This window comes from Bacillus sp. Root131 (assembly GCF_001429475.1).
Classification (GTDB): Bacteria; Bacillota; Bacilli; order Bacillales; family Bacillaceae_G; genus Bacillus_A; species Bacillus_A thuringiensis_S.
This window is the reverse complement of the sequence record NZ_LMJQ01000001.1, coordinates 1,144,877-1,170,256: the sequence shown is the minus strand read 5'-3', so window position 1 is coordinate 1,170,256 and position 25,380 is coordinate 1,144,877. Positions and strand designations below refer to the sequence as shown.

Sequence of the window (25,380 nt, the reverse complement as noted above, 5' to 3'; positions counted from 1 at the left end):
CCTTTTTCTATTTTTACACTTAGTTATTGTTCTTCCCAAAAATCTCTTCTTGCAGGCGACGACCAGTCGGCGTTGCTGCAAGTCCACCTTCTGCTGTTTCACGAAGTGCTACTGGCATCGTTTGTCCAATTCTAAACATTGCCTCAATTACTTCATCACATGGAATTGTACTCGTTACACCAGCTAATGCTAAATCTGCTGAAATCATCGCATTCGCAGCTCCTGCTGCATTACGTTTTACACAAGGCACTTCTACAAGTCCTGCAACAGGATCGCACACTAAACCAAGCATGTTCTTTAATGAAATTGCCATCGCTGTAGCTGCTTGATCTTGTGTTCCACCAGCCATCTCAACTGCAGCTGCAGCCGCCATTCCACTTGCTGAACCAACTTCAGCTTGGCATCCTCCTGCCGCACCAGAAATACAAGCATTATTCGCAACAACCATACCGAAAGCTCCTGCTGTAAATAAGAACTCAATCATTTCTTCACGTGTAGGCTGCAATTTTTCTCTTAGTGCAAATAGTACACCTGGCACTGTTCCAGCAGACCCTGCTGTTGGTGTTGCACAAATAATTCCCATCGCTGCGTTTACTTCATTTGTTGCAACAGCTTTGCTTACTGCATCCAAAATCGTATCTCCAGATAAGCCTTTTCCACTCTTCATATACGCTTGAACTTTTACAGCATCTCCACCAGTTAAACCAGTTGGTGATTTCACGCCGCGAATACCACGTTCTACTGCTTGTTCCATCACGACTAAGTTCTTTTCCATACCAGCAATTACTTCTTCACGTGAAATACGTCTTGTTTCCATTTCACATTGAATCATAATTTCTGCGATTTTTACATTTTGTTCTTTAGCTTGCGCCACTAGTTCCGCTGCGTTCCGAAACATGGTGTGTCCCCCCTGCAATTAATCCATAATAGTTACTTGACAAATATTTTGTTGCGCTTTTATTTCTTCAATCACTTCATCTGCTAATAATTCATCTGTTTCAATAACCATAAGCGCTCTTCTTCCTTTTTCTTTACGAGAAACACTCATTGTACTAATGTTAATCTCGTGTGTAGCAAGGATTGAAGCCACCGCTGCAATAGCACCAAAGCGATCGTTATTTACAATAAGTAGTGCTGGACTTGTGCCTGATAATTGAAGATCGAATCCGTTTAATTCTACAACTTCAATTTTACCGCCACCAATTGAGCAAGCAACAACTTCAATTTCTTCTTCACCTTTATACAAACGAATTCTTGCTGTATTTGGGTGAGGTGCATTGGCATCTTCTTCAATGAATTCCACTTCAATTCCGCGCTCTTTTGCTATTTCTAGCGCCTCTGGAATACGTAAGTCATCTGTTTCAAATCCCAATATTCCACCGATTAGTGCTACATCGGTACCATGCCCTCGATACGTCTTTGCAAATGATCCATATAACGAAATGCTTACTCTTTCTGGTTCATGACGAAACAGCTGGCGAGCAACTTGCCCCATTCTTGCCGCGCCTGCTGTATGTGAACTTGATGGTCCAATCATAACTGGACCGATAATATCAAATACTGAGCGATACTTCATCATAACTCCCCCTAAACCTCTATGAAAAAAATTTATTCTACTATTCTATTAAGCTGCTACATCTGTCGCTTTTCCAGTTGTACCACGAATTTGTTCTGCTGTATGAATTGGATAATTTTTGAATAAAAGTAATCCAATATAACCTGAAATAATACCAGTTATCATAATACATAAGAATCTTAGTATTATTTTCATTAAAAAAATGATATAAGATAATCCACAATAAAGTCTGGTAGCAATCCAAAGTTTAACACAGAAGCCATTGCAAGCATAGCATAAACAAGTGATATCTTTCCTATTATAATTCTCATGTTACTCTCTCATGGTTTAGTCAACTTCACTTGTTACGATAATAACTAAAAAGCATGTGACTTATCATAAATTATAATCTGCCCTCATTATAGCTTGTTTTTTATAAAACGCTTACTTTTGTTGAATTTTAAAAGTTCTGAATAAAAGTCCATTCCTGCTATTTGTATCACTTGTATGTCATCTGACTTATATAACAGTTTTTCTAAATAATCATTATTTCGTATTTTTATCGTATATATTCAAACCATTCTAATTTTCTGTATCATCCAAGTATAAGCATAAAATAATAACAGTTTTATTTTTAAATTTTTTTAGACATAAAAAAATGGTAACCCATCGTTACCATTTTTTACAAAATTATCATTTTTCTACTGGGAATGATTTCAAATCTGTCGCTATTTCTGTATTAGAAAACAACTCTCTTGCCTCTTTCAATAATTCCTTATATGTATCTCCTTGATAGCGAGAACTAATGTGAGTTAAGATTAATCGCTTCGCATTTGCCTGAAGTGCAATGCTCGCAGCTTGCTTAGATGTGGAATGAAAATAATCATGCGCTTGTTGCTCATCTTCTGCTGCGAAAGTCGCTTCATGGACAAGTACATCTGCATCTTGCGCAAGCTCCCTACTCGCTTCGCAATATCGCGTATCACCTAAGATAGTAATAATTCTTCCTTTTTGAGGTGGGCCGATAAACTCATTTCCATTTAATATCGTGCCATCCTCTAATTCAACTACTTCTCCATCTTTTAAACGTTTAAAGATTGGACCTGGTTTCACACCCATCTCAAGCAATTTATCAACTAAAAGAGCACCTTGTATATCTTTCTCTACAATACGATATCCAAAACATTCTATACCGTGTGACAATCTTTTCGTTTCTACATAAAATTCATTATCTTCAAATACGGTACCTTCTTCTGTTATCTCCACAACTTCAAGTGGATATTTCACATGTGTCGTACTTACCGATAATGCCACTTCAATAAATTGTTTAATTCCTTTCGGTCCATACACCGTTAAAGGCGTAGTTCCTCCTTGAAATGAACGGCTACCTAATAAACCAGGCAATCCAAAAATATGATCGCCATGTAAATGCGTAATAAATATTTTTTCAATGCGGCGCGGACGTACCGATGTATGTAATATTTGATGTTGCGTGGCCTCGCCACAATCAAATAACCAAGTCTGTCCTCGTTCTTCTAACAATTGTAAAGCAATTGCTGAAACGTTCCTTCCTTTTGAAGGAACACCTGCACCAGTTCCTAAAAATACAAATTCCACTTTCTTTCCTCCAGCTCTAAATATACTCTATCTCTCATCTTACGGAATGTTATTTCAAATGGCAAATCGAATTTACATAACCAATCATCTAGACAACTATATAACACGAACGTTTTACTTAAAAAATTTACCAATCGTTCGTGTTTTGTGGTAAAATAATTATACTACATTTTAAGGGAGCGTTTTATTATGAAAGAAGTATTTCGTTTACAAACTGATTTTTCATCTTCATTTGATCGCTGGGTAAGTTCTTTCGTGTCTGATCACCCAGCACAATTAGAATGGACAACTTTAAAGGAATTAATCCATGAATATACAACATCACATACAAATGATACGTTACCAGCATATATTTCTTCAGCTTTAACATATTACGCCCAACGCGTTTCAACTACAAACAGTTCAGAGATTGTTATTTTTGAAAACCCTACAATCTCGTAATCTATAATAAAAAAGCACTGGTTACAGTGCTTTTTTATTTATACTTATTTAACAAATGATCATATTCCGTCCAAAAGTCGGTATACATACTTCGCTCAAGCTCATTTAAAATTATCTTTTCACTTGATTTATTAAATAATTCTTTTGCTTGTAGTGCAAAAGAAACAATTTGTTTTCTATATTCATTTTCATTCAATTCTATATGAAACCCTTCATAGTATATAGCCTTTTGATCAGTAGAAATAACTTTGACAAAGTCCTTTAAAATCACATTTTTACCTATATGGTTTATAGTCCAATGAATTGAAATTGGGCATCCTAACATTAGCATAGTGCCACATCCGTGCAAAATAACCCCCTCTTCATTTTCAATATCACAAATATATTCTTTATCTAAAGTTCGTAACAAAGCTAAAGCTGATTCACTTATTCCCCATTCCTCATCCATACCTCTCCGCGTAATAATCGTTCCATCCACATTTAAATAAAGTGAAACTTTAATCAGTGGGGGGCACCGTCCCCACTGATTATTAGTTGAACCAATCGGGCTTTTACGGGCAGTTTGATCTCTCCCACCTAACTCCTTTGCTCTAGCCGAATTTTGAGGTGGGAGTCTTACTGCCCGTTAATGCGGGATATATTTCTCCGTGTGAACATAAATCTTCCTGCTCATTAAACAACCATTTTTGATTCTCAATATTTATAATAAAATTTTGTGGTACCCTTACAAATTCCCCTTTTATAAAAATATTTATTTTCCATATTATTCATAATCAATATCATGCATTTCATCCCACATATCTATTATAAATCCGTTTAATATTTTAAAAACACAGATAAAAAAGATATTGACACTACGATTTTACAGTGCTAACATTCAACATGTAATTGAATATGGTCTCTGTTAGGTGAGGCTCCTGTATAGAGAAACGCTGCTGCCCAAAAATGTCGAGAGACGCCAATGGGTCAACAGGAAAGGTCGGAATGAAGGCCTTTTTTAACGTAGCTGGTTTCAGTACCTATGCTATACAGTGCTAAAACTCAACGAGGGAGAGGTGCATGTATTTTGTCATACACAAAAACTGTTTTTATTTATGTCTACTAACAGTCTTTGTTGTGGACTCTTTTAACTGCGAATTCAGACCTTTACTCGTTTTGAGTAAAGGTCTTTTTACGTCTATATGCACCTTACTATGAAACAAACATAGCATATTCAGAAACTACTAAATTGTACGGAGGTGAGGAACAGTTGGCAATTGATGATTCGGCCCAGATACCCATACGTTTTACATTCATATTTCATCATGTAGGTAGGAAAGAAACTGTTCCTCACCATTTCAAATAGTTAGGTAACAGATTGTTTCCTCCTTCATGACAGAGGAGGAACTACCGATGTTTAATTTACAAAGACAAGAAACAAAGCATGCTTATGAGCAAGATAGCATGAAAACAAATAACGAATTATTAGTGGAGGTTGCAACACAAGATGTAAGCTCTGCGTTAAAACTTTTAGAAACAACACAAGATGGATTATCTAAACAAGAAGCGTCTCGTAGACTTTCTTTATATGGTCCGAACGAAATAGCTCATAATAAAATGGCGCCGTGGTACATTCAATTTCTATTGGCATTTAAAAATCCATTTATTTTCGTTTTATTAGCTCTTGGAGCACTCTCCTTTTTCACAGATGATATGCAAGGAACGATTGTCGTATCTGTAATGGTCCTACTTAGTGCAACGATTCGGTTTTCCCAAGAATTTCGTTCTCAAAAAGCTGCCGATAAGTTAAAAGCTATGGTTCGAACAACTGCGAGCGTATTTAGAATAAATGGATTTGTACATGAAACAAAAAATGTAAAGAATTTAAACCGAAATTACACAACAGAAATTCCAATTGAGGAACTTGTACCTGGCGATATTATTTCCCTTTCATCTGGTGATATCGTTCCAGCTGATGTGCGTGTTGTATCCGCTAAAGATTTATTTGTTAATCAATCTTCTTTGACAGGGGAAGCACTTCCTGTAGAAAAATACGAACACTGCTACCATACAGAAAATAAGCATATCTTACCGAAAAACATGAAAAAAAATTACAATCCACTCGATATGGAAAACCTTTGCTTCATGGGAACAAATATTGTAAGTGGTAGCGCAAAAGCTGTTGTCATCTCAACAAGTACCGATACGTATTTCGGCTCTTTAGCAAATAAGGTAATTGGAAAGCGTGTAGAAACAAGCTTTGATAAAGGTGTAAACAAAGTAAGCTGGCTCTTAATTACATTCATGCTTATTATGGCGCCTATTGTCCTTCTCATTAATGGATTCACAAAAGGAGATTGGCAAGAAGCTTTCTTCTTCGCTATTGCCGTCGCTGTTGGTCTTACACCTGAAATGTTACCAATGATTGTAACTGCTAATTTAGCTAAAGGTGCCGTTAACATGTCTAAACAAAAAGTAATTGTAAAACAGCTAAATTCTATTCAAAACTTAGGTGCTATGAACATTCTTTGTACAGATAAAACCGGAACTTTAACAGAAGATAAAGTTGTCCTTGTTCGTCACTTAGATCCCAAGGGAAATGAATGCAATCGCGTCTTACAATTTGCCTATTTAAATAGTTTCTATCAAACTGGATTGAAAAATTTAATAGATAAAGCTGTTATTAAGCATACAGAGGAAAACAATAAATTTAATCCATCAGCTTTTCAAAAGCTAGATGAAATTCCATTCGATTTCGCCCGCCGGCGTATGTCAGTCATCGTAAAAGATATTTCAGGTGAACATACAATGGTTTGTAAAGGTGCCGTAGAAGAAATTTTATCAATTTGTAATTACACCGAAGTGGATGAAAAAGTCGTTCCACTCACCGAGGAAATACGTTCAAATGTCAAAAAACTAAGTGAGACATTAAATAGTGAAGGTATGCGGGTTATTGCTGTGGCTTATAAAAAAGAGAGAAGAATAAATAATAAAGAGTACGCAGTAAAAGACGAAACAGATATGATTCTCAGTGGATATATCGGCTTTTTAGATCCACCGAAACCATCTGCAGCAGCTGCAATTCAAGCATTACAAAAACATGGTGTACAAGTGAAAATTTTAACTGGCGATAACGAAATTGTTACAAGAAAGGTTTGTAAAGAAGTTGGATTAGATATCGGCGAACCAATCCTCGGTTACGAGATTGATTCTTTACCAGATAAAGCATTAGCAAAACTTGCTGAAGAAACGACTGTATTTGCGAAGCTTAATCCAATGCAAAAATTTCGTATTATACACGCATTACAAGGAAATGGACACACTGTAGGTTACATGGGAGACGGCATTAACGATGCTGTAGCATTACGTGAAGCTGATGTCGGAATATCTGTTAATACTGCTACTGATATTGCGAAAGAAGCTTCCGATATTATTCTACTCGAAAAAAGTTTAACTATATTAGAAGCAGGTATTTTAGAAGGACGTACTACATTCGGAAATATTTTAAAATATATTAAGATGACAGCTAGCTCTAACTTCGGTAATGTGTTTAGCGTGTTAGTAGCAAGTGCTTTCATTCCTTTTTTACCGATGCTTGCCATTCATCTTTTAATTCAAAACTTACTTTATGATATTTCACAACTTTCTATTCCATGGGACAAAATGGATAAAGAGTTTCTAGAAAAACCACGAAAATGGGATACTGCAAACTTACGAAACTTCATTATTTGTATCGGCCCAATTAGTTCCGTATTTGATATTATCACATACGTAGTCATGTGGAATGTATTTGGTGCAAATACACCGAGCGAGCAATCATTATTCCAGTCCGGTTGGTTTGTCGTTGGATTGTTAACACAAACTTTAATTGTTCACATGATAAGAACACAAAAGATTCCATTTATTCAAAGCACTGCATCAACACCAGTCGTTTTATTAACCGCTCTTATTATGGCAATCGGGATTTATATTCCATTCTCACCACTTGGTGCAGCCGTTGGTTTACAAGCATTGCCACTTAACTACTTTCCTTGGTTAGTAGGAATACTATTAGGCTACGCTTTTTTAACACAATTCCTAAAAAAGCTTTATATTAAAAAGTTTCGTAGCTGGTTGTAAAAATAAGAATGAGTGGATATTCCCCGCTCATTCTAAAAGACATAACACATATTTATATATGGAGGTGACCATGATGGTATGGTACGACATTGTATTCAGATTAGTTATAGCAATTATTGTAGGAGCTTGCATTGGAATGGAAAGACAATGGAGACACAGAATGGCTGGGTTACGGACAAATGCTCTCGTATCACTTGGTGCCTGTATATTTGTTTTATTATCCGTCATGCTTGATCATGATGCTAGCCCATCCCGCATTGCTGCTCAAGTCGTTAGTGGCATTGGCTTTTTAGGGGGTGGCGTTATTATCCGCGATGGTTTTAGTATTAGAGGGCTAAATACGGCAGCTACTTTATGGTGTGCAGCTGCTGTCGGTACTCTTACAGGCGCCGGTTTCCTCGTTGCAGCTATATTAGGTACAGCCGGCGTGTTACTAGCAAATATACTCCTTCGCCCAATTGCTCTTTTTATGAATAAAAAATCAAAAAAAGAATCACCAGAACAAACAAACTACTTACTTTCCCTTACTTGTTCAGAAGAAAATGAAGCACATATTCGTTTTTTACTTATGCATATGGTAAGTACAGAAGGGCTCGGTTTAAAAGAGTTGTATAGCGAAGACGTAGATTCTAATCGAAAGGTGTGTATACAGGCTACATTACATTGCAAGACAAATGCGGCTATCTTAATTGAAAAAATAGTAAGTAGAATGCTATTAGAATCTGGCGTTACTGCAGCTGGTTGGAAAACTTCATTAGATTTAGAAGCAAGTTAAAAATGAAAGGTGTCATGATTTTACTACTTCATGACACCTTCTACATAAACTTATTTTCTAACTTTTGTTGAAACGACTTCTCTTGCTTACGTAGTAGTTGACTACCTCGTTGTAAAATCGGTGTTCCATACTTATCATTAATTTGATCAATGACAGCAAGTAGTGGTTCTTTTTTCGCATCCTCTTCAAATGAAAACAAATCTAATTGTTTCACCGATTCTGTCTTCCACTCTATTTCAGTAGCTGTAACACCTAGTAAACGAACGGAATCACCATCCCAATGTTGCTTCCATAAACGGGATGCTGCTTGAAAAATATCACGTTCTTCCCAAATCGCATTTTTCAATTGCTTACTCCGTGTTACTGTTCGCCTATCATGGTATTTAATCATAATTTGAATATTATAGCTGACAAGGGTTCGCTTTTGTAATCTTTTACTCACTGATTTTGATAACCGTTCTAACATATCAAGTAATTCTTTCTCTTCATCCATATCCTTTGAAAAAGTCATCGAGTTACCGACACTTTTATGTTGGCCCATTTGACTCGGATCCACTTCCCTATCATCCGTACCTTTTGCACGCTTTTGTAAATCAATACCGTGCTTGCCAATTTTAGCGCGAATGATATGCTCGTCTCCCTTCGCTAACTGTTCAATTGTATGTATATGAATTTCATTTAATTTTTCAGCTGTTTTTTCTCCAATCCCATGCATTGCTTCAACTGGAAGTGGCCAAATCATTTCTGGAATATCACGTTTTCGAAGCACGGTAATACCGAGAGGTTTTTTCATATCAGAAGCTGTTTTTGCTAGGAAAAGATTTGGAGCGATTCCGATACTACACGGAAGCTGTAACTCTGTTAATAGTGCTTGTTGCATCATCTTTGCTATTTCAAGAGGCGAACCAAGTGCATAGCAATCTGTAATATCTAAATATCCTTCATCTATTGAGACTGGTTGTATCTTTTCTGTAAAACGGGAAAGGACTTGAAACATTTGAAATGAAGCTTCGCGATATAATGTGAAATTAGGACGCCTTACAACTAATTGCGGGCATAATCTTTTCGCTTCCCAAAGGGGCATCGTCGTACGTATTCCGTATTCTCTCGCCTCATAACTACATGTTATTATAATTCCTTTTCTCTCTTTTTCATTTCCAGCAACCGCTAATGGCTTTCCTTGTAATGATGGATCATGAGCAATTTCAACAGATGCGAAAAAGCAATTCATATCTACATGTAAAATAACACGACCATTTTTCGGATACATTTCTCGCATAGTACTCACCCCCTGATCAGAACGTTCGTTCTTTTATTATATCAAATTTTGCACAATAGTTATAATAATTACTTGTTCTTTTTTATAATCGATATAAAGAGGATACACATGTGAAAGAGGCTGATTATGATGAAATTAACTATATGTTCCTTGTAGTTATATTAATCATTGCAATTAATTATTTACTACTTCCGATTTTCAATATGAATACGTTAGGATTATTCCCTCGTCTAGTACATATAGCAACAACGTATATACTTCCATAGTTTTTCTTATATTGGCTTATACGTCTTGTCAAAGCAATCGAGTCAAAATAAAAAGCGTGTAAATCACAATTGATTTACACGCTTTTTCTATTCCATTACTTCGCTACTTCTTCAATAATTGCAACAACTAATTCTGCTGTTTTTGCTAACTCTTCAACAGGAATCTTCTCGTTTGTTGTATGAATTTCTTCATAACCAACTGCCAAGTTAACTGTTGGGATACCGTGTCCTGCAATTACGTTTGCATCACTTCCGCCACCACTTTGGTGAAGAGAAGGTGTACGACCAATTTTTTCAGCTGCACGTTTTGCAACTTCTACAACGTGATCCCCATCAGCAAATTTAAATCCTGGGTACATAACGTTTACTTCAACGTCTGCATGACCGCCCATTTCTTTTGCAGTTGTTTCAAATGCTTCTTTCATTTTCGCAACTTGTGCTTCCATTTTCTCATTGATTAACGAACGAGCTTCTGCAAAGATTTGTACATGATCGCAAACGATATTCGTTTGTGTACCACCTTCAAAACGTCCAATATTTGCAGTCGTTTCAGAGTCAATGCGACCAAGTGGCATCTTCGCAATTGCTTTCGCTGCGATAGTAATTGCAGATACACCTTTCTCCGGCGCTACACCAGCGTGAGCTGTTTTCCCGCGAATAATTGCGTTCACTTTCGCTTGTGTTGGAGCTGCAACAACGATTTCACCAACTTTTCCATCGCTATCTAATGCGTAGCCATATTTCGCTGTAATATGCTCACGATCTAAAGCTTTTGCACCAACAAGACCTGATTCTTCTCCGACTGTAATAATAAATTCAATTTTACCGTGAGGGATATTTTTCTCTTTTAAAACACGGATTGCTTCGAACATGGATGCTAATCCAGCTTTATCATCCGCACCTAAAATTGTTGTACCATCTGATACGATATATCCATCTTTAATAGAAGGCTTAATTCCATTACCAGGAACTACTGTATCCATATGAGAAGTAAAGTAAATTGTATCAACACCATCTTTTGTTGCTGGTAAAGTACAAATTAAGTTGCCTGCACCATGACCAGTTACAGCCATTGTGTCATCTTCAAATACTTCTACACCTAAATCTGTAAATTTCTTCGTTAATACTTTGCAGATTTCTGCTTCAAATTTCGTTTCAGAATCTACTTGTACTAATTCCATAAATTCATTTACTAAACGTTCTTGATTAATCATAAGACTGCGCCTCCTGCACTACCATTATGTATGTAACACTACTAATTATAACAGAATTTCGCAAAAGTTTCGAAATACAAGACAAAAAACAGATGGTTTACATGTCTAGATAACCATCTGCTTTCTATTACTCATTTAACAATACCCAGCGCATATGATCCTCCCACACGCCATTTACCATTAACATCTTCCTAGACACGCCTTCATATTGAAAACCTATCTTCGTCACCACTTGTATAGATGCTAAATTACGAGGCATAATCGGAGCTTCTATACGATGTAACTGAAATTCCTCAAAAGCAACTTGAATTGCTTTTCTAAGTGCTTCTGTCGTATACCCTTTGTTTAACTCTGCTTTATCTAATTTATAACCGAGTACACAAGATTGATAAATGCCACGAACGATTAAATTAAATGAAATACACCCAATTATTTTTGTATCATCACCCTTTTTAAAAATCCATAGTCTGATGATTTTCCCGTCTTCGAACTCTTTTCTATCCTTTTGCAACTTTTTCTTTTGATAATCTAGCGTAAAAAAATCATCCGGTCTATACTCTTCCCAAGCTTTTAAAAATTCACGATTTCTGTCGTAATATTGAAGAACTGTTTCAGCATACGACTCATCTATTTCCCTTAAGTATAAACGATCTGTTTCGTATATTTTCATCATCGTATCTCCATTCTTCAGCTTGCCCAACTAAAAATTAACAATATATCCTTTAACTATATTCTCTATACACACTCAAATTTCCTGTTATATTTTGCAATCCCCTCCCGAATTTTGTCCTCACTCTCCCCTTGTCCATAATTTCATTTCTCGTTACAATGAAATTGTACTGATTTGCAAGGAGGTATAACGATGCATAAAAAAGCTCAAAAAATTATGGTTTATGTGATGCTAATTTCTATGCTTGTAACAACATTACTTGCTGGCGCGAGTATGTTTTGGTAAAAAGGGCGATGTGTTCGTCCTTTTTTTACTTTTTACACATGAAAAAATAAACCATCTCGACATCGAGATGGTTTATTTTATATAAAACACAATCGCTATAATACTAAAGGAAAATGACATTACAAGTGCTATTACAAAACTTGTATATTGTTTCTGCTGAAATGCTCCAATAACAAAAGTGAGATTAAGTAATGCCATACATACAATCGCTACAAGATAAGAACATATATTAAAAGTTGCCAATATGAATGTAATAACAAATAGAAATCCCATAAAAAACTGCATATACGAAAGTTTTGGATTCAAGTACATATGAGCAACCCCTTTATCTAATTTTATCTTTCTATACTTTCATTAACGCATGGTTATGTACACATGTCAAGACAACTTATTACAATAGAAAAAGCCAACCTTTTCGTTGGCTTTTTCATATGCAACGGCTCCTTTTTCTTTTGCCAATTGCTGAAATGATTTTTTCGATTTCACAATCCATACTTTCGTTCCAATTGGAATACGATCAAACAAATATTCCACATCGTTTTTCTTCATTCTTATACATCCTTGTGAAATATACTTTCCAATTGAACTCGGTTGGTTTGTTCCATGTATTCCATATTTACTTCCATCAGTTCCTCTTGCATTAAATCCAATCCACCTTGATCCAAGTGGATTTTTTGGCGATCCACCTGGAATATCCTTTGCAATGTAATATGGATCCTTCGCTTTCATTACAACATCAAAAGTTCCTTCTGGAGTTAATTCATTCGTTTTCCCTGTCGCTACTGGAGAAACCTTTTGAATCTTTCCATCGTCAATGTAAGCTAATTTATTCGTTGCTTTATTTACAATAATAAAAGGATCTCCGGCACGTGGATTCTCCCCAAGAGGCCAAAGCGGCGATAAAGAAAGACATAATATGATAGAGAGAAGATACGGCATAGATAATTCCTACCTTCTATATAAGTTCTTTTATATTATCCTTTCCCTTAAAGCGACTTTTAATTAGTAAATATTGTTCCATTTCATACACAAGTTGAACAAGTTTCGCACGTATCTCAAATTCTTCGCGTGTAGCTGGCAATGGCATGTCTCTAAATAATTCCCTCATTTCTTGAAGCTGCCTTAAGGAAATAACGCCAGTACTCTCAGGGCTAATAGCATTACCAATGTTTTCAACAACATCTGCAATCATGTCAGCTTGTTCATATGTCCACGATAAAGAAGCTGCTAGTGGTATCATTCGCTCTAAAATTTCGAATTGTTGCATACGCATATTAAAATAACGATAGTAATAATCATCTTCTCGCATAAATGCATTCTCAAGTTTTTTAAACGATAAATCTCTTGCCTCATTTAACATATTCTCGGTTTCAATGAGTTCTGCTCCACTCCAACTACTTTCTCGATTTCGTAAATACACAACCATTTCAAACAAAATCGTTTTAAAATTACTCTCTATTTTATCTTGATACTCTTTTAGCTTATTTTCACTACTCGGCATATACATATTCACTAATAGAGCCACGCTAATCCCTATCGTTAATATAGCAATTTCATTTCCAACTATAAGCCATGTAATTTGCTTCAATGAATATAGATGCATAACAATAACTGAACTCGTGACAATACCTTCTTGAATTTTAAGCATTACTGCAGTCGGAATAAATGTAAGTAACAATATGCTAATTGCAAGTGGTGTATAGCCGATCGTTTCAAAAATACAAAACGCGAATACCATTGATAATACACACGCTAGAAAACGATGTAACGACACTTGAAGCGATTTGCGCTTCGTATTTTGTACACATAAAATAACTAAAATACCTGCTGAACTATAAAATTCTAATCCTAATAACTGAGCAATAAAAACTGCCGCGCCTGTCCCTATTGCTGTTTTTACTGTACGGTATCCAATTTTGAACATATCATTGCTCCTATATGTATAAACGTATTTACAGCTAGTATAAAAAAAGGATGACACAATGTCATCCTTTTCTACTTATTATTCACATAACCTTTTCATATTACAATATTTTTTGTAAAAATTGTTGCGCACGTTCACTTTTCGGCGCTGCAAAAAATTCTTCTGGCGCACTATCTTCTACAAGCTTTCCTCCGTCCAAGAAAAGAACACGATCTGCCACTTCTTTTGCAAAGCCCATTTCATGTGTAACGATAGCCATCGTCATTCCTGTCGTAACTAACGATTTCATAACTTCTAACACTTCTTTCACCATCTCTGGATCTAGCGCCGATGTCGGTTCATCAAATAACATAACTTCCGGTTCCATCGCTAACGCTCTTGCAATTGCTACACGTTGCTTTTGTCCTCCCGACAAACGATTCGGATACGTATTTTTTTTATCTACTAATCCAACCTTTTCTAAAAGTTTCTCAGCTTTCTTTTCAGCTTCTTGCTTCGTTACCCCTTTTACATTGATAGGAGCATACGTAATATTTTCTAATACAGTCATATGAGGAAATAAGTGAAAATGCTGAAATACCATACCGACATTTTCACGAACATGCATAACATTCGTTTTCGGATTCGTTACTTCTTCCGTTCCAATCCAAATGTGACCATCCGTTGGTGCTTCTAACATATTCATACAACGTAAAAATGTTGATTTTCCTGATCCAGAAGGTCCTATAATTGCAACTACTTCCCCTTTTTCAATCGTTGTTGTAATTCCTTTTAATACTTCGTTTTTACCAAATGATTTATGAAGGTTTTCAATTTTAATCACTTTTCTTCATTCTCCCTTCAATTGCCTTCCCGACTAATGTAAGAATAATGACTAACATATAATAAATCAGTCCAACAAAAAGTAATGGTTCAAGATATTTAAATGTCTCACCGCCTACGATGTAAGCACGACGCATTAAATCAGTCGCGCCTATTACTGTTACTACAGCCGATTCTTTCGTAAGTGTCGCAAATTCGTTCACAAGAGCTGGTAATATATTTTTTAATGCTTGAGGGAAAATAATATTTCTCATCATTTTTCCGTACGGTATCCCTAAAGCCATCGCTGCTTCTGTTTGTCCTTTATCAACTGCTTGAATACCAGCACGAATCACTTCTGACATGTATGCACCTGAATTCAAGCTAAATGCAAGTACAGCTGCTAAGAATGCTGGTATTTCATAACCAATTATTTGCGGGACGCCGAAATAAATAATCATTAATTGCAATACAAGTGGTGTACCACGAAAAATTGATGTATAAAAATCTGCTGCTATATTTAACGCTCGTATTCTAGCAATTTTACAAAGTGCTAATAATGTTCCTAAAATAAATCCTGCTAAAGCTGATACTGCTACAATTTTCAAAGTAACTTCTAAACCTTTTAGTATATATGGTATCGAAGGCGTAATCGCCGAAAAATCTAAGTTCATCCTTTTCATTCCCCTCAAAGAAAAGTGAAAGGCAGCTTATTTTTCGCTGCCAAACCATTTCTTCACTAATTTATCCATTTCTCCATTTTCTTGCATTTTTTTAATTACTTTATTAAATTCAGCTGTTTTATCACTATTTTTCGGAAGGGCAATTGCTGCTCCAACTTCTTCTGGCGCTTCTTTAATTTCAATTCCTTTTAAATCTTTCATTTTCTCTAAATAATTTTTAGCAACTGTGTCTTCTATAATTGCAGCGTCAAAACGACCAGCTTTAATTTCTTGTACGATTTCTGGTATACGGTCACGTCCCTCAACTTGGAAATCTACTTGTTTTTTAAATTCTGCTGCTTTCTCTTCTTGAATAGATCCTGTTTGTACTCCTACTTTTTTCCCTTTTAAATCCTCTACAGATTTAATATTAGAATCCTTTTTAGAAACGACCATATTTTTCGCAACAAAATAAATATCTGTAAAATCAACATTATTTTTACGCTCTGCAGTTGGCGTCATACCTGCCATTACGAAATCAACTTTTCCTGAACTAAGAGATGCTAATAAACCACCAAAATCCATATCTTTCACTTTCACTTCATACCCAAGTTCTTTTCCAATATATTTAGCAACATCAACATCAAAACCAATAATTTCATCACTTTTTGAAGCTTCCACGTATTCATATGGTTTATAATCTGCTGAAGTCCCCATTACGAGTACTTTCTTATTTCCTTTTGTTTCTTTCGATTCCCCATTACTACAAGCGCTGAATATACTTACAATTAAAATAAGTGCAAACGATATTGATAATAACTTCTTCATCTTTCTTCCCCCTAATAATGTATATTTAAAAGTTTAATAGAATATTTATTCGATGTTTGTATTGTATCAGCACTTTTATTTTTATGCAATATATAAAATAAAAATAAATAAAATAACAATATAAACGCTTTTTGTTGTGTATAAAATAATGCATAAAATAACATAACTATGCATATCTCAGAAATTAAAATAATAAATAAAAAAGGCGGCACATCCACTTGATTGTGGACGTGCCGCCTTTTTTATTATTTTTTATAGTTCTTCACAATTCTCTTCGAAATACGATTGTAGTTTTGCAATAACTTGCATCGGTTCATGACCTTCAATTTCATGACGCTCTACCATCGTTACAATTTTTCCATCTTTTAATAAAGCAAATGATGGAGAAGAAGGTGGGTACCCTTCGAAATATTCACGCGCTCTTGCTGTCGCTTCTTTATCTTGACCTGCAAACACCGTTACAAGGTGGTTAGGACGTTTATCATAATGTACGGAATGCGCAGCAGCAGGACGAGCGATACCACCTGCACAACCACATACAGAGTTTACCATTACAAGTGTTGTTCCATTTCTTTTAAACGCTTCTTCTACCGCTTCTGGCGTCGTCAATTCTGTATATCCAGCAGAGACAATCTCTTCACGCGCTTGGCGGACAACATCATTCATAAAAAAGTTAAAATTAATCACTCTTTTCCCTCCTCTAAAACTACCTATTTGTATCTTACCAGTTAATGTTTATGAAATACAAGTAAGTTTACTTGTATTTAAGTATAGAAAAGGTGTTAGAGCACTTGCTCTAACACCTTTTCTTTAATGACCACGATGTTTTTGCTTTGCTTTTTGTACTTTAATTAAACGTCTTCTTTCTTTTTCAGCTTCTCGCTTCTCCTTAGACTGCACTTTCTTTTCTTGTTTATGCAATTCATAAGATAAACTAATCGCCTCTTGCGCCTTAGTAAAACGTTTAACATTTGTTTCTTTTGCTGTTTGTCGTATGATACGCTTTATATTTTTAGGACGCTGTTTTTCTTTAACTTCTACACCACATTTTGCAAAATGCTGAAAATGCTCTAAATGTGAACCATTCACAAACATAAGCACTTCTTCATCTGACGGTTCCGCTCCAAAAATATACCTCGCTCCATACAATTTCCCTTGTTCTTTGCATGTAATAATTCCAACAAAAAATTGGCCATCATGATATACTGTCAACTCCATTGACAGCCCCTCCTTTAAAAAATTAGAAATACGGGACATCCCGGAGGGGAAGGTTACTGACATGAAATCATGCGTCTGGACTACCAACCAGAGCTGTGTTTTTGTATTTCTTTCACTTTTATTATATCTTTTTTTCCATAATCTTCATATATTCAGCAATCATTTTTTTATGCGATCCCACAATATAGTCAGGTAGTTCTGTTACTGAAAAGAATTTAAGCTGAACTGCTTCTTCTTTATTCATAACAAAATCCCCTTCGTATTCATCCGTATAATAGGCGGTTGTTACAGATTGAAATTCATCACCGTTTGCTAATTTTGTAAAGTAGTTCGCTCCAGAAAATACATTGATTAGTCGCAAGTTCTTCACTTTTATTCCTGTCTCTTCATATACTTCACGATAAGCTGTTTCTTCTGGTGATTCACTAAGCTCCATTAGCCCGCCAGGTAGCCCCCATTTTCCGTACGGCTCTGTCCGCTGCTGCAATAAAACATAACCATTTTCATTTATAACGAGTACAACAGCACCAACTAAAATTAAAGGGCGATGACCAACTATTTTTCGTAATTCTTCTACATATCCCACCGTATCGCCTCCTTTTTCGTTGTCCACACTATTGTATCATATGTACAAAACGACAAAATGCGTATATTTTTCATTTTTTTAACAAAATATTTATTTTATGTGATTCATCTACTGTAGCTAACATAATGGATTCAATTTCCGCACTCTTCTCTAAAAACTCTTTTGCCCACTCTTCTGGTTTTTCTATTAAAGCGAGAACGTCCTGTTGAATCCTTCCATTTTTCACTAAAATGAAAGAAACTGGAGACCTTCTCCCCGCCACTTTTAGATCCCGCCGAGAAGCTGCTTCATATTCTGGATACTGAAATATAGAAACAACGCCACTCGCTTCCCATAATGCTAATTTAACCGTTTGAATATCGCTCACATTTCGCATACGAAGTTCCGAAAACAAATATTCCAAGGTAATTCTCGCCTTTTTCAAATTGCTAAAATCAATGGAACCATTGTGTATAAGAATAATAGGTGCAGGCTCTAAAAAGCGTCTCCATCTATCCCATTTCAGCATTAAAACTGAGCTTATAATATGAAGTACAACAAGTATGAACGTTGTAATCATCGAGCCCAGTAACCCTACTTTTTCATCAGACAATGCGTTAGAAATATTCCCACCAAGCAATAACACTAATACAACATCTAAAAAACGAAGTTGTGCGATAGACCTTTGCCCCATCGCTTTCGCAACTAATATTAAAAATATGTATGCTATAATAGCCCGAATAACCCATTCACTATTAGAAAGATGCCGTGCTCCTTCAAAAATATGCATATGCATCAATTTGCACTCCTTACCCGTCTCAAACTGCTATCCTGTTTTAGTTTGCAACGTTTATGAGCATATATGTAAAAAAGCTGATTCGTTTAAAAACGAACCAGCTTTTTTTACTTAACTGAAAACATATATTTTTTATAAGTTTTCCGTACCGATAGTATGAGCCCCATCATAATCATATTCGAGAATAAGGAACTTCCCCCATACGATAAGAAAGGTAATGCAATACCTTTTACAGGCATTAATCCAACGATCATACCGATGTTTTGGAATATTTGAACTGTTAATATACCAATCGATCCAGCGCATAATAATGTACCAAATAAATTATCAGCGGAATAACCAATAATAATTGTTCGATATAGTAGTAATAGGAACAAGAAGACAACTAACGCTGCTACGATAAACCCACCTTCTTCGGCAATTGTAGCGAAAATAAAGTCAGTATGCTTCTCTGGGATATAGACGCTTCCTCCCCCAAACCCTTTACCTTCCATTCCTCCACTACCTACAGCTAAAATCGATTGTTGCGTTTGGTAACCTTGATCTGCATTTTCAAATGGATTTAACCAACCTACAATACGCGACTGTTGGTGAGGTTTTAGTAAAGTAACTAAATTATTATAGAAAAAATCTTGATACTTAAAGAAAATAAATATTAAAGCAGATAATATGGTCAACGGAATAACTGTACATAATGCTATCAATTTCTTTTGTATACCTGACATAAATAAAATACATGCAATTGCAGCAGCATATAAGAACACCATACCTGTATCCGGTTGACTATATACAACCGCCATAGGCGGAAGTGACACTAGCATAATTTTACCTACTAGCTTTAAATCTGTTTGGAATGTCCTTGCCATATACTGTGCATTATGTTTCACTGCTATACTCGCTACTACAAGAAGCAATGCAATTTTGAAAAACTCAGACGGCTGAATTTGTCCAAATACTGGGAAAACAAACCATCTTTTTGCACCTAATTTTTCAGGTGTAAAACCTGATGGTGGTAATACTTTCAAAAGAATAAGTGAAGCAAACCCAGCAATATAAAGCGGCCAAGACAATTTTTGCAACTGATCTAAGTCAATGCTAGCAATAAGAAGTAACAATACAACCCCAATTATGTAGTTAATCCCCTGCTTCATAGCAAAGTTTGCAGCTCCATACTGTCCCGTTTGCTGACTGCTATATATAGCAGCTATACTCGTCACACATAGTGCACACAAAATTAAAATTAATTTTACATCTAAACTTTTTAGAAACTCGGTACTTCTTTTCATGACATCCTCCTGAAACATTGTTACAGCAAAATAAAAAACCAGGAGTCAACATTCTTCATGTTTTGACGACTGATTACACATTATCTATAAAACACTTATATAGAATAACTCTCTTTTTCATACAATACAATATATTATACTACAGTTTCATCAGTAAGATTTGCCAAAAAAATTATTCTTTTCTTATTTTATATCCATATACCATATATCAGCAATGTATTTTCGTAAATTCCTAATACATAATCGTTTATTGTAAGATTACTGGGAAAGGTATTTATACATATAGTAGGATGTAGATGAAGAAATAAGACGATAAAAAGCTCGCATAAGCGAGCTTTTTATTAATATACAGATGTATTGTTTTCTGACATGTTTTCTAAAATTTCTTTAACACGTCCTAAGAACTTACCACAGATTAAACCATCAAGTACGCGGTGATCAAGTGATAAACATAAGTTAACCATGTCACGAGCACCGAACATACCATTATCCATAATTACTGGGCGTTTTACAATTGATTCAACTTGTAAAATAGCCGCTTGTGGGTAATTAATAATACCCATAGATTGAACAGAACCGAATGATCCTGTGTTATTAATTGTAAATGTTCCACCTTGCATTTCGTCTGCTTTTAGCGATTTCGTGCGTACTTTTCCTGCAAGTTCTGTAATTTCACGAGCGATACCTTTAATTGTTTTCTCGTCCGCTTGCTTAATTACTGGTACAAATAATTCTTCCTCTGTTGCAACAGCGATAGAAAGGTTAATATCTTTCTTCTGAACAATTTTATCGCCAGCCCACATTGAATTAATTTGAGGATACTCTTTTAACGCTTGTGCCACTGCTTTTACGAAGAAAGCAAAGAACGTTAAGTTAAAGCCTTCACGCTTCTTAAAGTCACCTTTAATTGAGTTACGGTATGACACAAGGTTTGTCACATCTACTTCAATCATCATCCAAGCGTGTGGTGCTTCGTGTTTACTGCGTAACATGTTTGCTGCGATTGCTTTACGCACACCTGTTACTGGAATTTCAATATCTCCAGGCATTGTAGGTACAGAAACTGGTTTCGCAGCTTCTACTTTTTGTGCTACTGGGCGAGCTTCTACTACTACCGCTACAGCTTCCTCTTTCTTCGCACCTGCTTGTGGAATATTTCCAGATTCCACTAGCTTTAAAATATCTTTACGAGTGATACGGCCGTTTGCTCCCGTACCCTCTACTAAATCTAAATCAACGTTATGCTCACCCGCAAGTTTTAACACAGCTGGTGAAAAACGTGGTTTTCCATCAGTTGGTTGTTTTACTTTCGGTGCTTTTTCAGGCGTAATTGCTGCTGCCTTTGGTTCTTCTTTCGTTTTTTCCTCAACAGCTGTTGCTGCTACTTCGTCTGCGCCTTCTACTTGAATCACACAAACTACTTCACCTACAGCTAACGTATCACCTTCACCAGCGATTAACTCTTTCACAATACCAGTGAAAGAAGATGGTACTTCAGCATTTACTTTATCAGTCATTACTTCTGCAAGCGGATCATACTTGTTTACGTGATCGCCAACATTAACGAGCCATTTACTAATTGTGCCCTCTGTAACGCTCTCCCCGAGCTGAGGCATTGTAATATTTTCTACAGCCATGTATAGTCCCCCCGATTAAAATTCCGCAAGTTCACGCATTGCTTTTTCAACTTTATCTGGATTTACCATAAAGAATTTTTCCATTGTTGGTGCATATGGCATTGCTGGAACGTCTGGACCTGCAAGACGTGCGATTGGCGCATCTAAATCAAATAGACAGTTTTCAGCAATAATTGCTGCCACTTCACTCATAATGCTTCCTTCTTTATTGTCTTCTGTTACAAGAAGAACTTTACCTGTTTTAGAAGCTGCTTCAATGATTGCTTCTTTATCTAATGGATATACAGTACGTAAATCAAGAATGTGTGCAGAGATGCCATCTTGTGCTAACTTTTCAGCTGCTTGAAGAGCAAAATGAACACATAATCCGTACGTGATAACTGTAATATCATCACCTTCACGTTTTACATCTGCTTTTCCGATTGGTAATACGTAGTCATCCTCCGGCACTTCACCTTTAATTAAACGATATGCACGTTTATGTTCGAAGAATAATACTGGATCTTCATCACGAATGGCTGCTTTTAATAAGCCTTTTGCATCATATGGTGTAGAAGGGATAACGATTTTTAAACCTGGTTGGTTTGCAAACATCGCTTCTACAGATTGTGAATGATACAATGCACCGTGAACCCCCCCGCCAAATGGTGCACGGATTGTAACTGGACAAGTCCAATCATTATTAGAACGATAACGAATTTTTGCTGCCTCAGAAACAATTTGGTTTACTGCTGGCATGATGAAATCAGCAAACTGCATTTCAGCGATTGGACGCATACCATACATTGCTGCACCAATTGCTACCCCAGCAATTGCAGATTCTGCAAGCGGTGCATCAAGCGCACGATCTTCACCAAATTGATCATACAAACCGTGTGTCGCTTTAAACACGCCACCTTTTTTACCAACATCTTCTCCTAAAACGAATACTTTCTCATCGCGTTCCATTTCTTCGCGCATTGCTAATGTAATAGCATCAATATAAGACATTACAGCCATGAAACGTTCCCCCCTATTCTGCGTATACGTGCTTCAATGCATCTTCAGGTGCTGCATACGGAGCATTTTCTGCATATTCTGTTGCTTCATTTACGATATGCATAATTTCGTCTAACATTTGTTTTTCCGATTCCTCAGTTAACACACCAGCTTCTTTTAAATAAGCCGCGAATGTTATAATTGAATCTTTTTTCTTTGCTTCTTCTACTTCTTCTTTATCACGATAAACACGATCATCATCGTCACTAGAATGTGCTGTTAAACGATATGATACTGTTTCAATTAAAGTTGGGCCTTCACCACGACGACCGCGATCTGCTGCTTCTTTTACAGCTTTATATACTGCAAGCGGATCGTTTCCGTCTATTGTATATCCAGGCATACCATAACCAATTGCACGATCTGATACGTTTTTACATGCTAATTGTTTTTCAACCGGAATAGAGATTGCATATTTGTTATTTTCACACATAAAAATAACAGGTAGTTTGTGTACACCAGCAAAGTTTGCCCCTTCATGGAAGTCACCTTGGTTTGAAGAACCTTCTCCAAATGTAACGAACGTTACTAAATCTTTCTTCTCCATTTTTCCAGCTAGTGCAATACCAACTGCATGTGGTACTTGCGTTGTTACTGGAGATGAACCTGTAACAATACGATTTTTCTTTTGACCGAAGTGACCAGGCATTTGACGACCACCAGAGTTTGGATCTCCAGCTTTCGCGAAAGCAGACAACATAAGCTCTTTAGCTGTCATACCAAATGCTAGTACAACACCCATATCACGATAGTATGGTAATGCATAATCTTTCTCTCTATCAAGAGCGAACGCCGCTCCAACTTGTGCAGCCTCTTGTCCTTGACAAGAAATTACGAATGGAATTTTACCAGCGCGGTTTAATAACCACATACGTTCGTCGATTTTACGTGCAAGTAACATCGTACGGAACATTTCTAATACTTGCTCATCACTTAAGCCAAGCTCTTCATGGCGCTTTTCTTTTACTTCTGCCATTTTTCATAACCTCCTAAATCCACATTTTTATGCGTGTAACGCTCTTCCATCTACAGCAAGTGCTGCTTCACCAATCGCCTCAGATAATGATGGATGCGGATGAATTGTATGTGCTACTTCCCAAGGTGTTGCATCAAGTACTCTTGCAAGACCAGCTTCAGAAATCATATCTGTTACATGTGGTCCAATCATATGAACACCAAGAATGTCATTTGTCTCTTCATCAACTACAAGTTTTACGAAACCATCTGATTCTCCGTATACAAGTGCTTTTCCGATTGCGCGGAATGAGAACTTACCTACTTTTAACTTATAGCCTTTTTCTTTCGCTTCTTGTTCTGTTAAGCCAACAGAAGCAACTTCTGGACTGCTATATACGCATTTTGATACCATAGAGTAATCAATTGGTGTAACTTCTTTCCCTGCAATATGTTCTACTGCAGCAATTCCTTCATGAGAAGCAACGTGAGCAAGTTGCAAACCACCGATTACATCTCCAATTGCGTAAATATGCGATTCTTTCGTTTGATAAAACTCATTTGTTTGAATGTATCCTTTTTCCACAACGATATCGGTGTTCTCTAAGCCAATATTTTGCGTATTCGCTTGTCTTCCAACAGATACAAGCATTTTTTCAGCTTTAAATTCTTTATTCTCACCGTTATGTTCAGCTTGGATTGTTACTCCATTATCTTTTACCAATGTTTCTGGTAATACTTTTGCACCAGTTACCACTTTAATACCTTTTTTCTTGAATAGACGTTGCATTTCTTTTGAAACGTCTTGATCTTCTAGTGGTAATATCGTTTTTGCATACTCTAATACTGTAACTTCTACACCGAAGTCAGCAAGCATAGATGCCCACTCAATACCGATTACACCGCCACCAACGATAATAATCGAACTAGGAAGCGTTTCCATTTTTAGGGCATGATCCGAAGACATTACGTATTCTCCATCTAATTCTAAACCTGGTAATGAATTTGGACGAGAACCTGTTGCAACAAGTACATTTTTTGGAATTAACATTTCATTCTCTTCTCCACTTGCAAGTTCAACTGAAATTGTCCCTGGCATAGGAGAGAAAATAGACGGGCCAAGAATACGACCAATACCTTCAAACACATCAATTTTACCTTGTTTCATTAAATGTTGAACGCCTTTATGAAGCTGCGTTACAATCTTCTCTTTACGCTCTTGTACTTTCGCAAAGTTTAGTTCTACATTGCTTGCAATAACTCCGAACTCTTCGCTTTTTTTAGCAGTTGCATATACTTCCGCACTACGTAAAAGAGCTTTACTAGGAATACATCCTTTGTGTAAACAAGTACCACCAAGATTTTCTTTTTCGACTAGTGCTGTTTTTAATCCTAATTGTGATGCACGAATTGCAGCAACATATCCACCAGTACCGCCGCCAACGATGACTAAATCATATTCTTTTGCCAT

The 25,380-nt window shown here is 36.3% G+C and carries 27 protein-coding genes and 1 riboswitch; of the genes, 5 read left to right on the top strand and 22 right to left on the bottom strand.

The annotated features are described in order from the left end of the window. Positions 1-19: 19 nt before the first annotated feature. From sdaAA to rnz, 3 genes are all read right to left on the bottom strand, one after another. Entirely contained in the window at positions 20-898 is an 879-nt protein-coding gene (sdaAA, locus tag ASE54_RS05780) for an L-serine ammonia-lyase, iron-sulfur-dependent, subunit alpha (RefSeq protein ID WP_000489454.1), read from the bottom strand. Positions 899-916: 18 nt separating this feature from the next. Continuing rightward, complete coding sequence (sdaAB, locus tag ASE54_RS05775) at positions 917-1,576, bottom strand: L-serine ammonia-lyase, iron-sulfur-dependent subunit beta (RefSeq protein ID WP_000877451.1); 660 nt, start codon at positions 1,574-1,576, stop codon at positions 917-919. A 672-nt stretch (positions 1,577-2,248) separates the two neighbouring features. Beyond that, positions 2,249-3,172, bottom strand: coding sequence for a ribonuclease Z (gene rnz / locus ASE54_RS05770; protein WP_000397454.1), 924 nt, complete (start codon positions 3,170-3,172; stop codon positions 2,249-2,251). Between the two features lie 189 nt (positions 3,173-3,361). Between rnz and ASE54_RS05765 the strand changes: the two genes are divergently transcribed. Continuing rightward, complete coding sequence (locus ASE54_RS05765; protein ID WP_000665709.1) at positions 3,362-3,613, top strand: DUF3932 family protein; 252 nt, start codon at positions 3,362-3,364, stop codon at positions 3,611-3,613. A gap of 34 nt (positions 3,614-3,647) precedes the next feature. Here ASE54_RS05765 and ASE54_RS05760 read toward each other — a convergent pair whose 3' ends face one another. After that, positions 3,648-4,157 carry a hypothetical protein gene (locus tag ASE54_RS05760; RefSeq protein ID WP_043333516.1) on the bottom strand — a complete coding sequence of 170 codons (510 nt, stop codon included), beginning with the start codon at positions 4,155-4,157 and terminating at the stop codon, positions 3,648-3,650. A 349-nt stretch (positions 4,158-4,506) separates the two neighbouring features. After that, positions 4,507-4,674, top strand: a riboswitch (M-box (ykoK) riboswitch). Positions 4,675-5,005: 331 nt separating this feature from the next. On the opposite strand from ASE54_RS05760, the gene mgtA reads away from it, so the two are divergent. Together mgtA and ASE54_RS05750 are read left to right on the top strand one after the other, a co-directional pair. Further along, positions 5,006-7,711, top strand: a complete 2,706-nt coding sequence (gene mgtA, locus ASE54_RS05755; protein ID WP_000482694.1) for a magnesium-translocating P-type ATPase — start codon at positions 5,006-5,008, stop codon at positions 7,709-7,711. A 73-nt stretch (positions 7,712-7,784) separates the two neighbouring features. After that, positions 7,785-8,486, top strand: a complete 702-nt coding sequence (locus ASE54_RS05750; protein WP_000262346.1) for an MgtC/SapB family protein — start codon at positions 7,785-7,787, stop codon at positions 8,484-8,486. A 40-nt stretch (positions 8,487-8,526) separates the two neighbouring features. On the opposite strand, the gene ASE54_RS05745 is transcribed toward ASE54_RS05750, so the two are convergent. Then, the gene (locus ASE54_RS05745) at positions 8,527-9,765 is read right to left on the bottom strand and encodes a DNA polymerase IV (RefSeq protein ID WP_001208861.1); all 1,239 of its coding nucleotides are present in this window, start codon (positions 9,763-9,765) and stop codon (positions 8,527-8,529) included. Positions 9,766-9,875: 110 nt separating this feature from the next. Here ASE54_RS05745 and ASE54_RS36225 point away from each other — a divergent pair, with 110 nt between their 5' ends. Beyond that, a complete protein-coding gene (locus tag ASE54_RS36225) occupies positions 9,876-10,031 on the top strand; it encodes a hypothetical protein (RefSeq protein WP_000656487.1) in 156 nt (51 codons plus the stop codon). A gap of 95 nt (positions 10,032-10,126) precedes the next feature. Here ASE54_RS36225 and ASE54_RS05740 read toward each other — a convergent pair whose 3' ends face one another. Continuing rightward, positions 10,127-11,245: a tripeptidase T gene (locus tag ASE54_RS05740; protein WP_000609802.1), complete on the bottom strand. Its 1,119-nt coding sequence runs from the start codon at positions 11,243-11,245 to the stop codon at positions 10,127-10,129. A gap of 127 nt (positions 11,246-11,372) precedes the next feature. Further along, positions 11,373-11,918, bottom strand: a complete 546-nt coding sequence (locus tag ASE54_RS05735; RefSeq protein ID WP_014894891.1) for a GNAT family protein — start codon at positions 11,916-11,918, stop codon at positions 11,373-11,375. A 189-nt stretch (positions 11,919-12,107) separates the two neighbouring features. On the opposite strand from ASE54_RS05735, the gene prli42 reads away from it, so the two are divergent. Then, on the top strand, positions 12,108-12,200 hold the full coding sequence (prli42, locus tag ASE54_RS33715) for a stressosome-associated protein Prli42 (RefSeq protein WP_000549037.1): 93 nt from the start codon (positions 12,108-12,110) through the stop codon (positions 12,198-12,200). 72 nt (positions 12,201-12,272) lie between these two features. Here the strand turns inward: prli42 and ASE54_RS05730 are convergent, their stop codons facing one another. From ASE54_RS05730 to lpdA, 15 genes are all read right to left on the bottom strand, one after another. Then, positions 12,273-12,512 (bottom strand): DUF3894 domain-containing protein, encoded by a 240-nt coding sequence (locus ASE54_RS05730; RefSeq protein ID WP_000281166.1) that lies wholly within the window; start codon positions 12,510-12,512, stop codon positions 12,273-12,275. 66 nt (positions 12,513-12,578) lie between these two features. Then, complete coding sequence (locus ASE54_RS05725; protein ID WP_001146572.1) at positions 12,579-13,139, bottom strand: L,D-transpeptidase; 561 nt, start codon at positions 13,137-13,139, stop codon at positions 12,579-12,581. A gap of 16 nt (positions 13,140-13,155) precedes the next feature. Beyond that, positions 13,156-14,124 carry an aromatic acid exporter family protein gene (locus ASE54_RS05720; protein ID WP_000472671.1) on the bottom strand — a complete coding sequence of 323 codons (969 nt, stop codon included), beginning with the start codon at positions 14,122-14,124 and terminating at the stop codon, positions 13,156-13,158. A gap of 100 nt (positions 14,125-14,224) precedes the next feature. Then, entirely contained in the window at positions 14,225-14,947 is a 723-nt protein-coding gene (locus ASE54_RS05715; protein ID WP_000590203.1) for an amino acid ABC transporter ATP-binding protein, read from the bottom strand. After that, positions 14,940-15,599, bottom strand: a complete 660-nt coding sequence (locus tag ASE54_RS05710; RefSeq protein ID WP_001046915.1) for an amino acid ABC transporter permease — start codon at positions 15,597-15,599, stop codon at positions 14,940-14,942. The genes ASE54_RS05715 and ASE54_RS05710 overlap by 8 nt, the downstream gene beginning before the upstream one ends. A 36-nt stretch (positions 15,600-15,635) precedes the next feature. After that, a complete protein-coding gene (locus ASE54_RS05705) occupies positions 15,636-16,415 on the bottom strand; it encodes a transporter substrate-binding domain-containing protein (RefSeq protein WP_000735462.1) in 780 nt (259 codons plus the stop codon). 252 nt (positions 16,416-16,667) lie between these two features. Then, positions 16,668-17,081 carry a BrxA/BrxB family bacilliredoxin gene (locus ASE54_RS05700; RefSeq protein WP_001979317.1) on the bottom strand — a complete coding sequence of 138 codons (414 nt, stop codon included), beginning with the start codon at positions 17,079-17,081 and terminating at the stop codon, positions 16,668-16,670. Positions 17,082-17,225: 144 nt separating this feature from the next. After that, on the bottom strand, positions 17,226-17,633 hold the full coding sequence (locus tag ASE54_RS05695; protein ID WP_000424201.1) for a YjdF family protein: 408 nt from the start codon (positions 17,631-17,633) through the stop codon (positions 17,226-17,228). Positions 17,634-17,754: 121 nt separating this feature from the next. Further along, a complete protein-coding gene (locus ASE54_RS05690; protein WP_000542551.1) occupies positions 17,755-18,219 on the bottom strand; it encodes an NUDIX hydrolase in 465 nt (154 codons plus the stop codon). Positions 18,220-18,289: 70 nt separating this feature from the next. Then, positions 18,290-18,994, bottom strand: coding sequence for a YetF domain-containing protein (locus tag ASE54_RS05685; RefSeq protein WP_000550957.1), 705 nt, complete (start codon positions 18,992-18,994; stop codon positions 18,290-18,292). Between the two features lie 107 nt (positions 18,995-19,101). Continuing rightward, complete coding sequence (locus ASE54_RS05680) at positions 19,102-20,280, bottom strand: FtsW/RodA/SpoVE family cell cycle protein (protein ID WP_000831177.1); 1,179 nt, start codon at positions 20,278-20,280, stop codon at positions 19,102-19,104. 341 nt (positions 20,281-20,621) lie between these two features. Next, positions 20,622-21,917 carry a dihydrolipoamide acetyltransferase family protein gene (locus ASE54_RS05675; protein WP_000257647.1) on the bottom strand — a complete coding sequence of 432 codons (1,296 nt, stop codon included), beginning with the start codon at positions 21,915-21,917 and terminating at the stop codon, positions 20,622-20,624. A gap of 15 nt (positions 21,918-21,932) precedes the next feature. Next, complete coding sequence (gene bfmBAB / locus ASE54_RS05670; RefSeq protein WP_000290071.1) at positions 21,933-22,916, bottom strand: 3-methyl-2-oxobutanoate dehydrogenase subunit beta; 984 nt, start codon at positions 22,914-22,916, stop codon at positions 21,933-21,935. A 13-nt stretch (positions 22,917-22,929) separates the two neighbouring features. Next, positions 22,930-23,931: a 3-methyl-2-oxobutanoate dehydrogenase subunit alpha gene (gene bfmBAA, locus ASE54_RS05665; protein WP_000852551.1), complete on the bottom strand. Its 1,002-nt coding sequence runs from the start codon at positions 23,929-23,931 to the stop codon at positions 22,930-22,932. A 27-nt stretch (positions 23,932-23,958) separates the two neighbouring features. After that, positions 23,959-25,380, bottom strand: a complete 1,422-nt coding sequence (gene lpdA / locus ASE54_RS05660; RefSeq protein ID WP_001051295.1) for a dihydrolipoyl dehydrogenase — start codon at positions 25,378-25,380, stop codon at positions 23,959-23,961.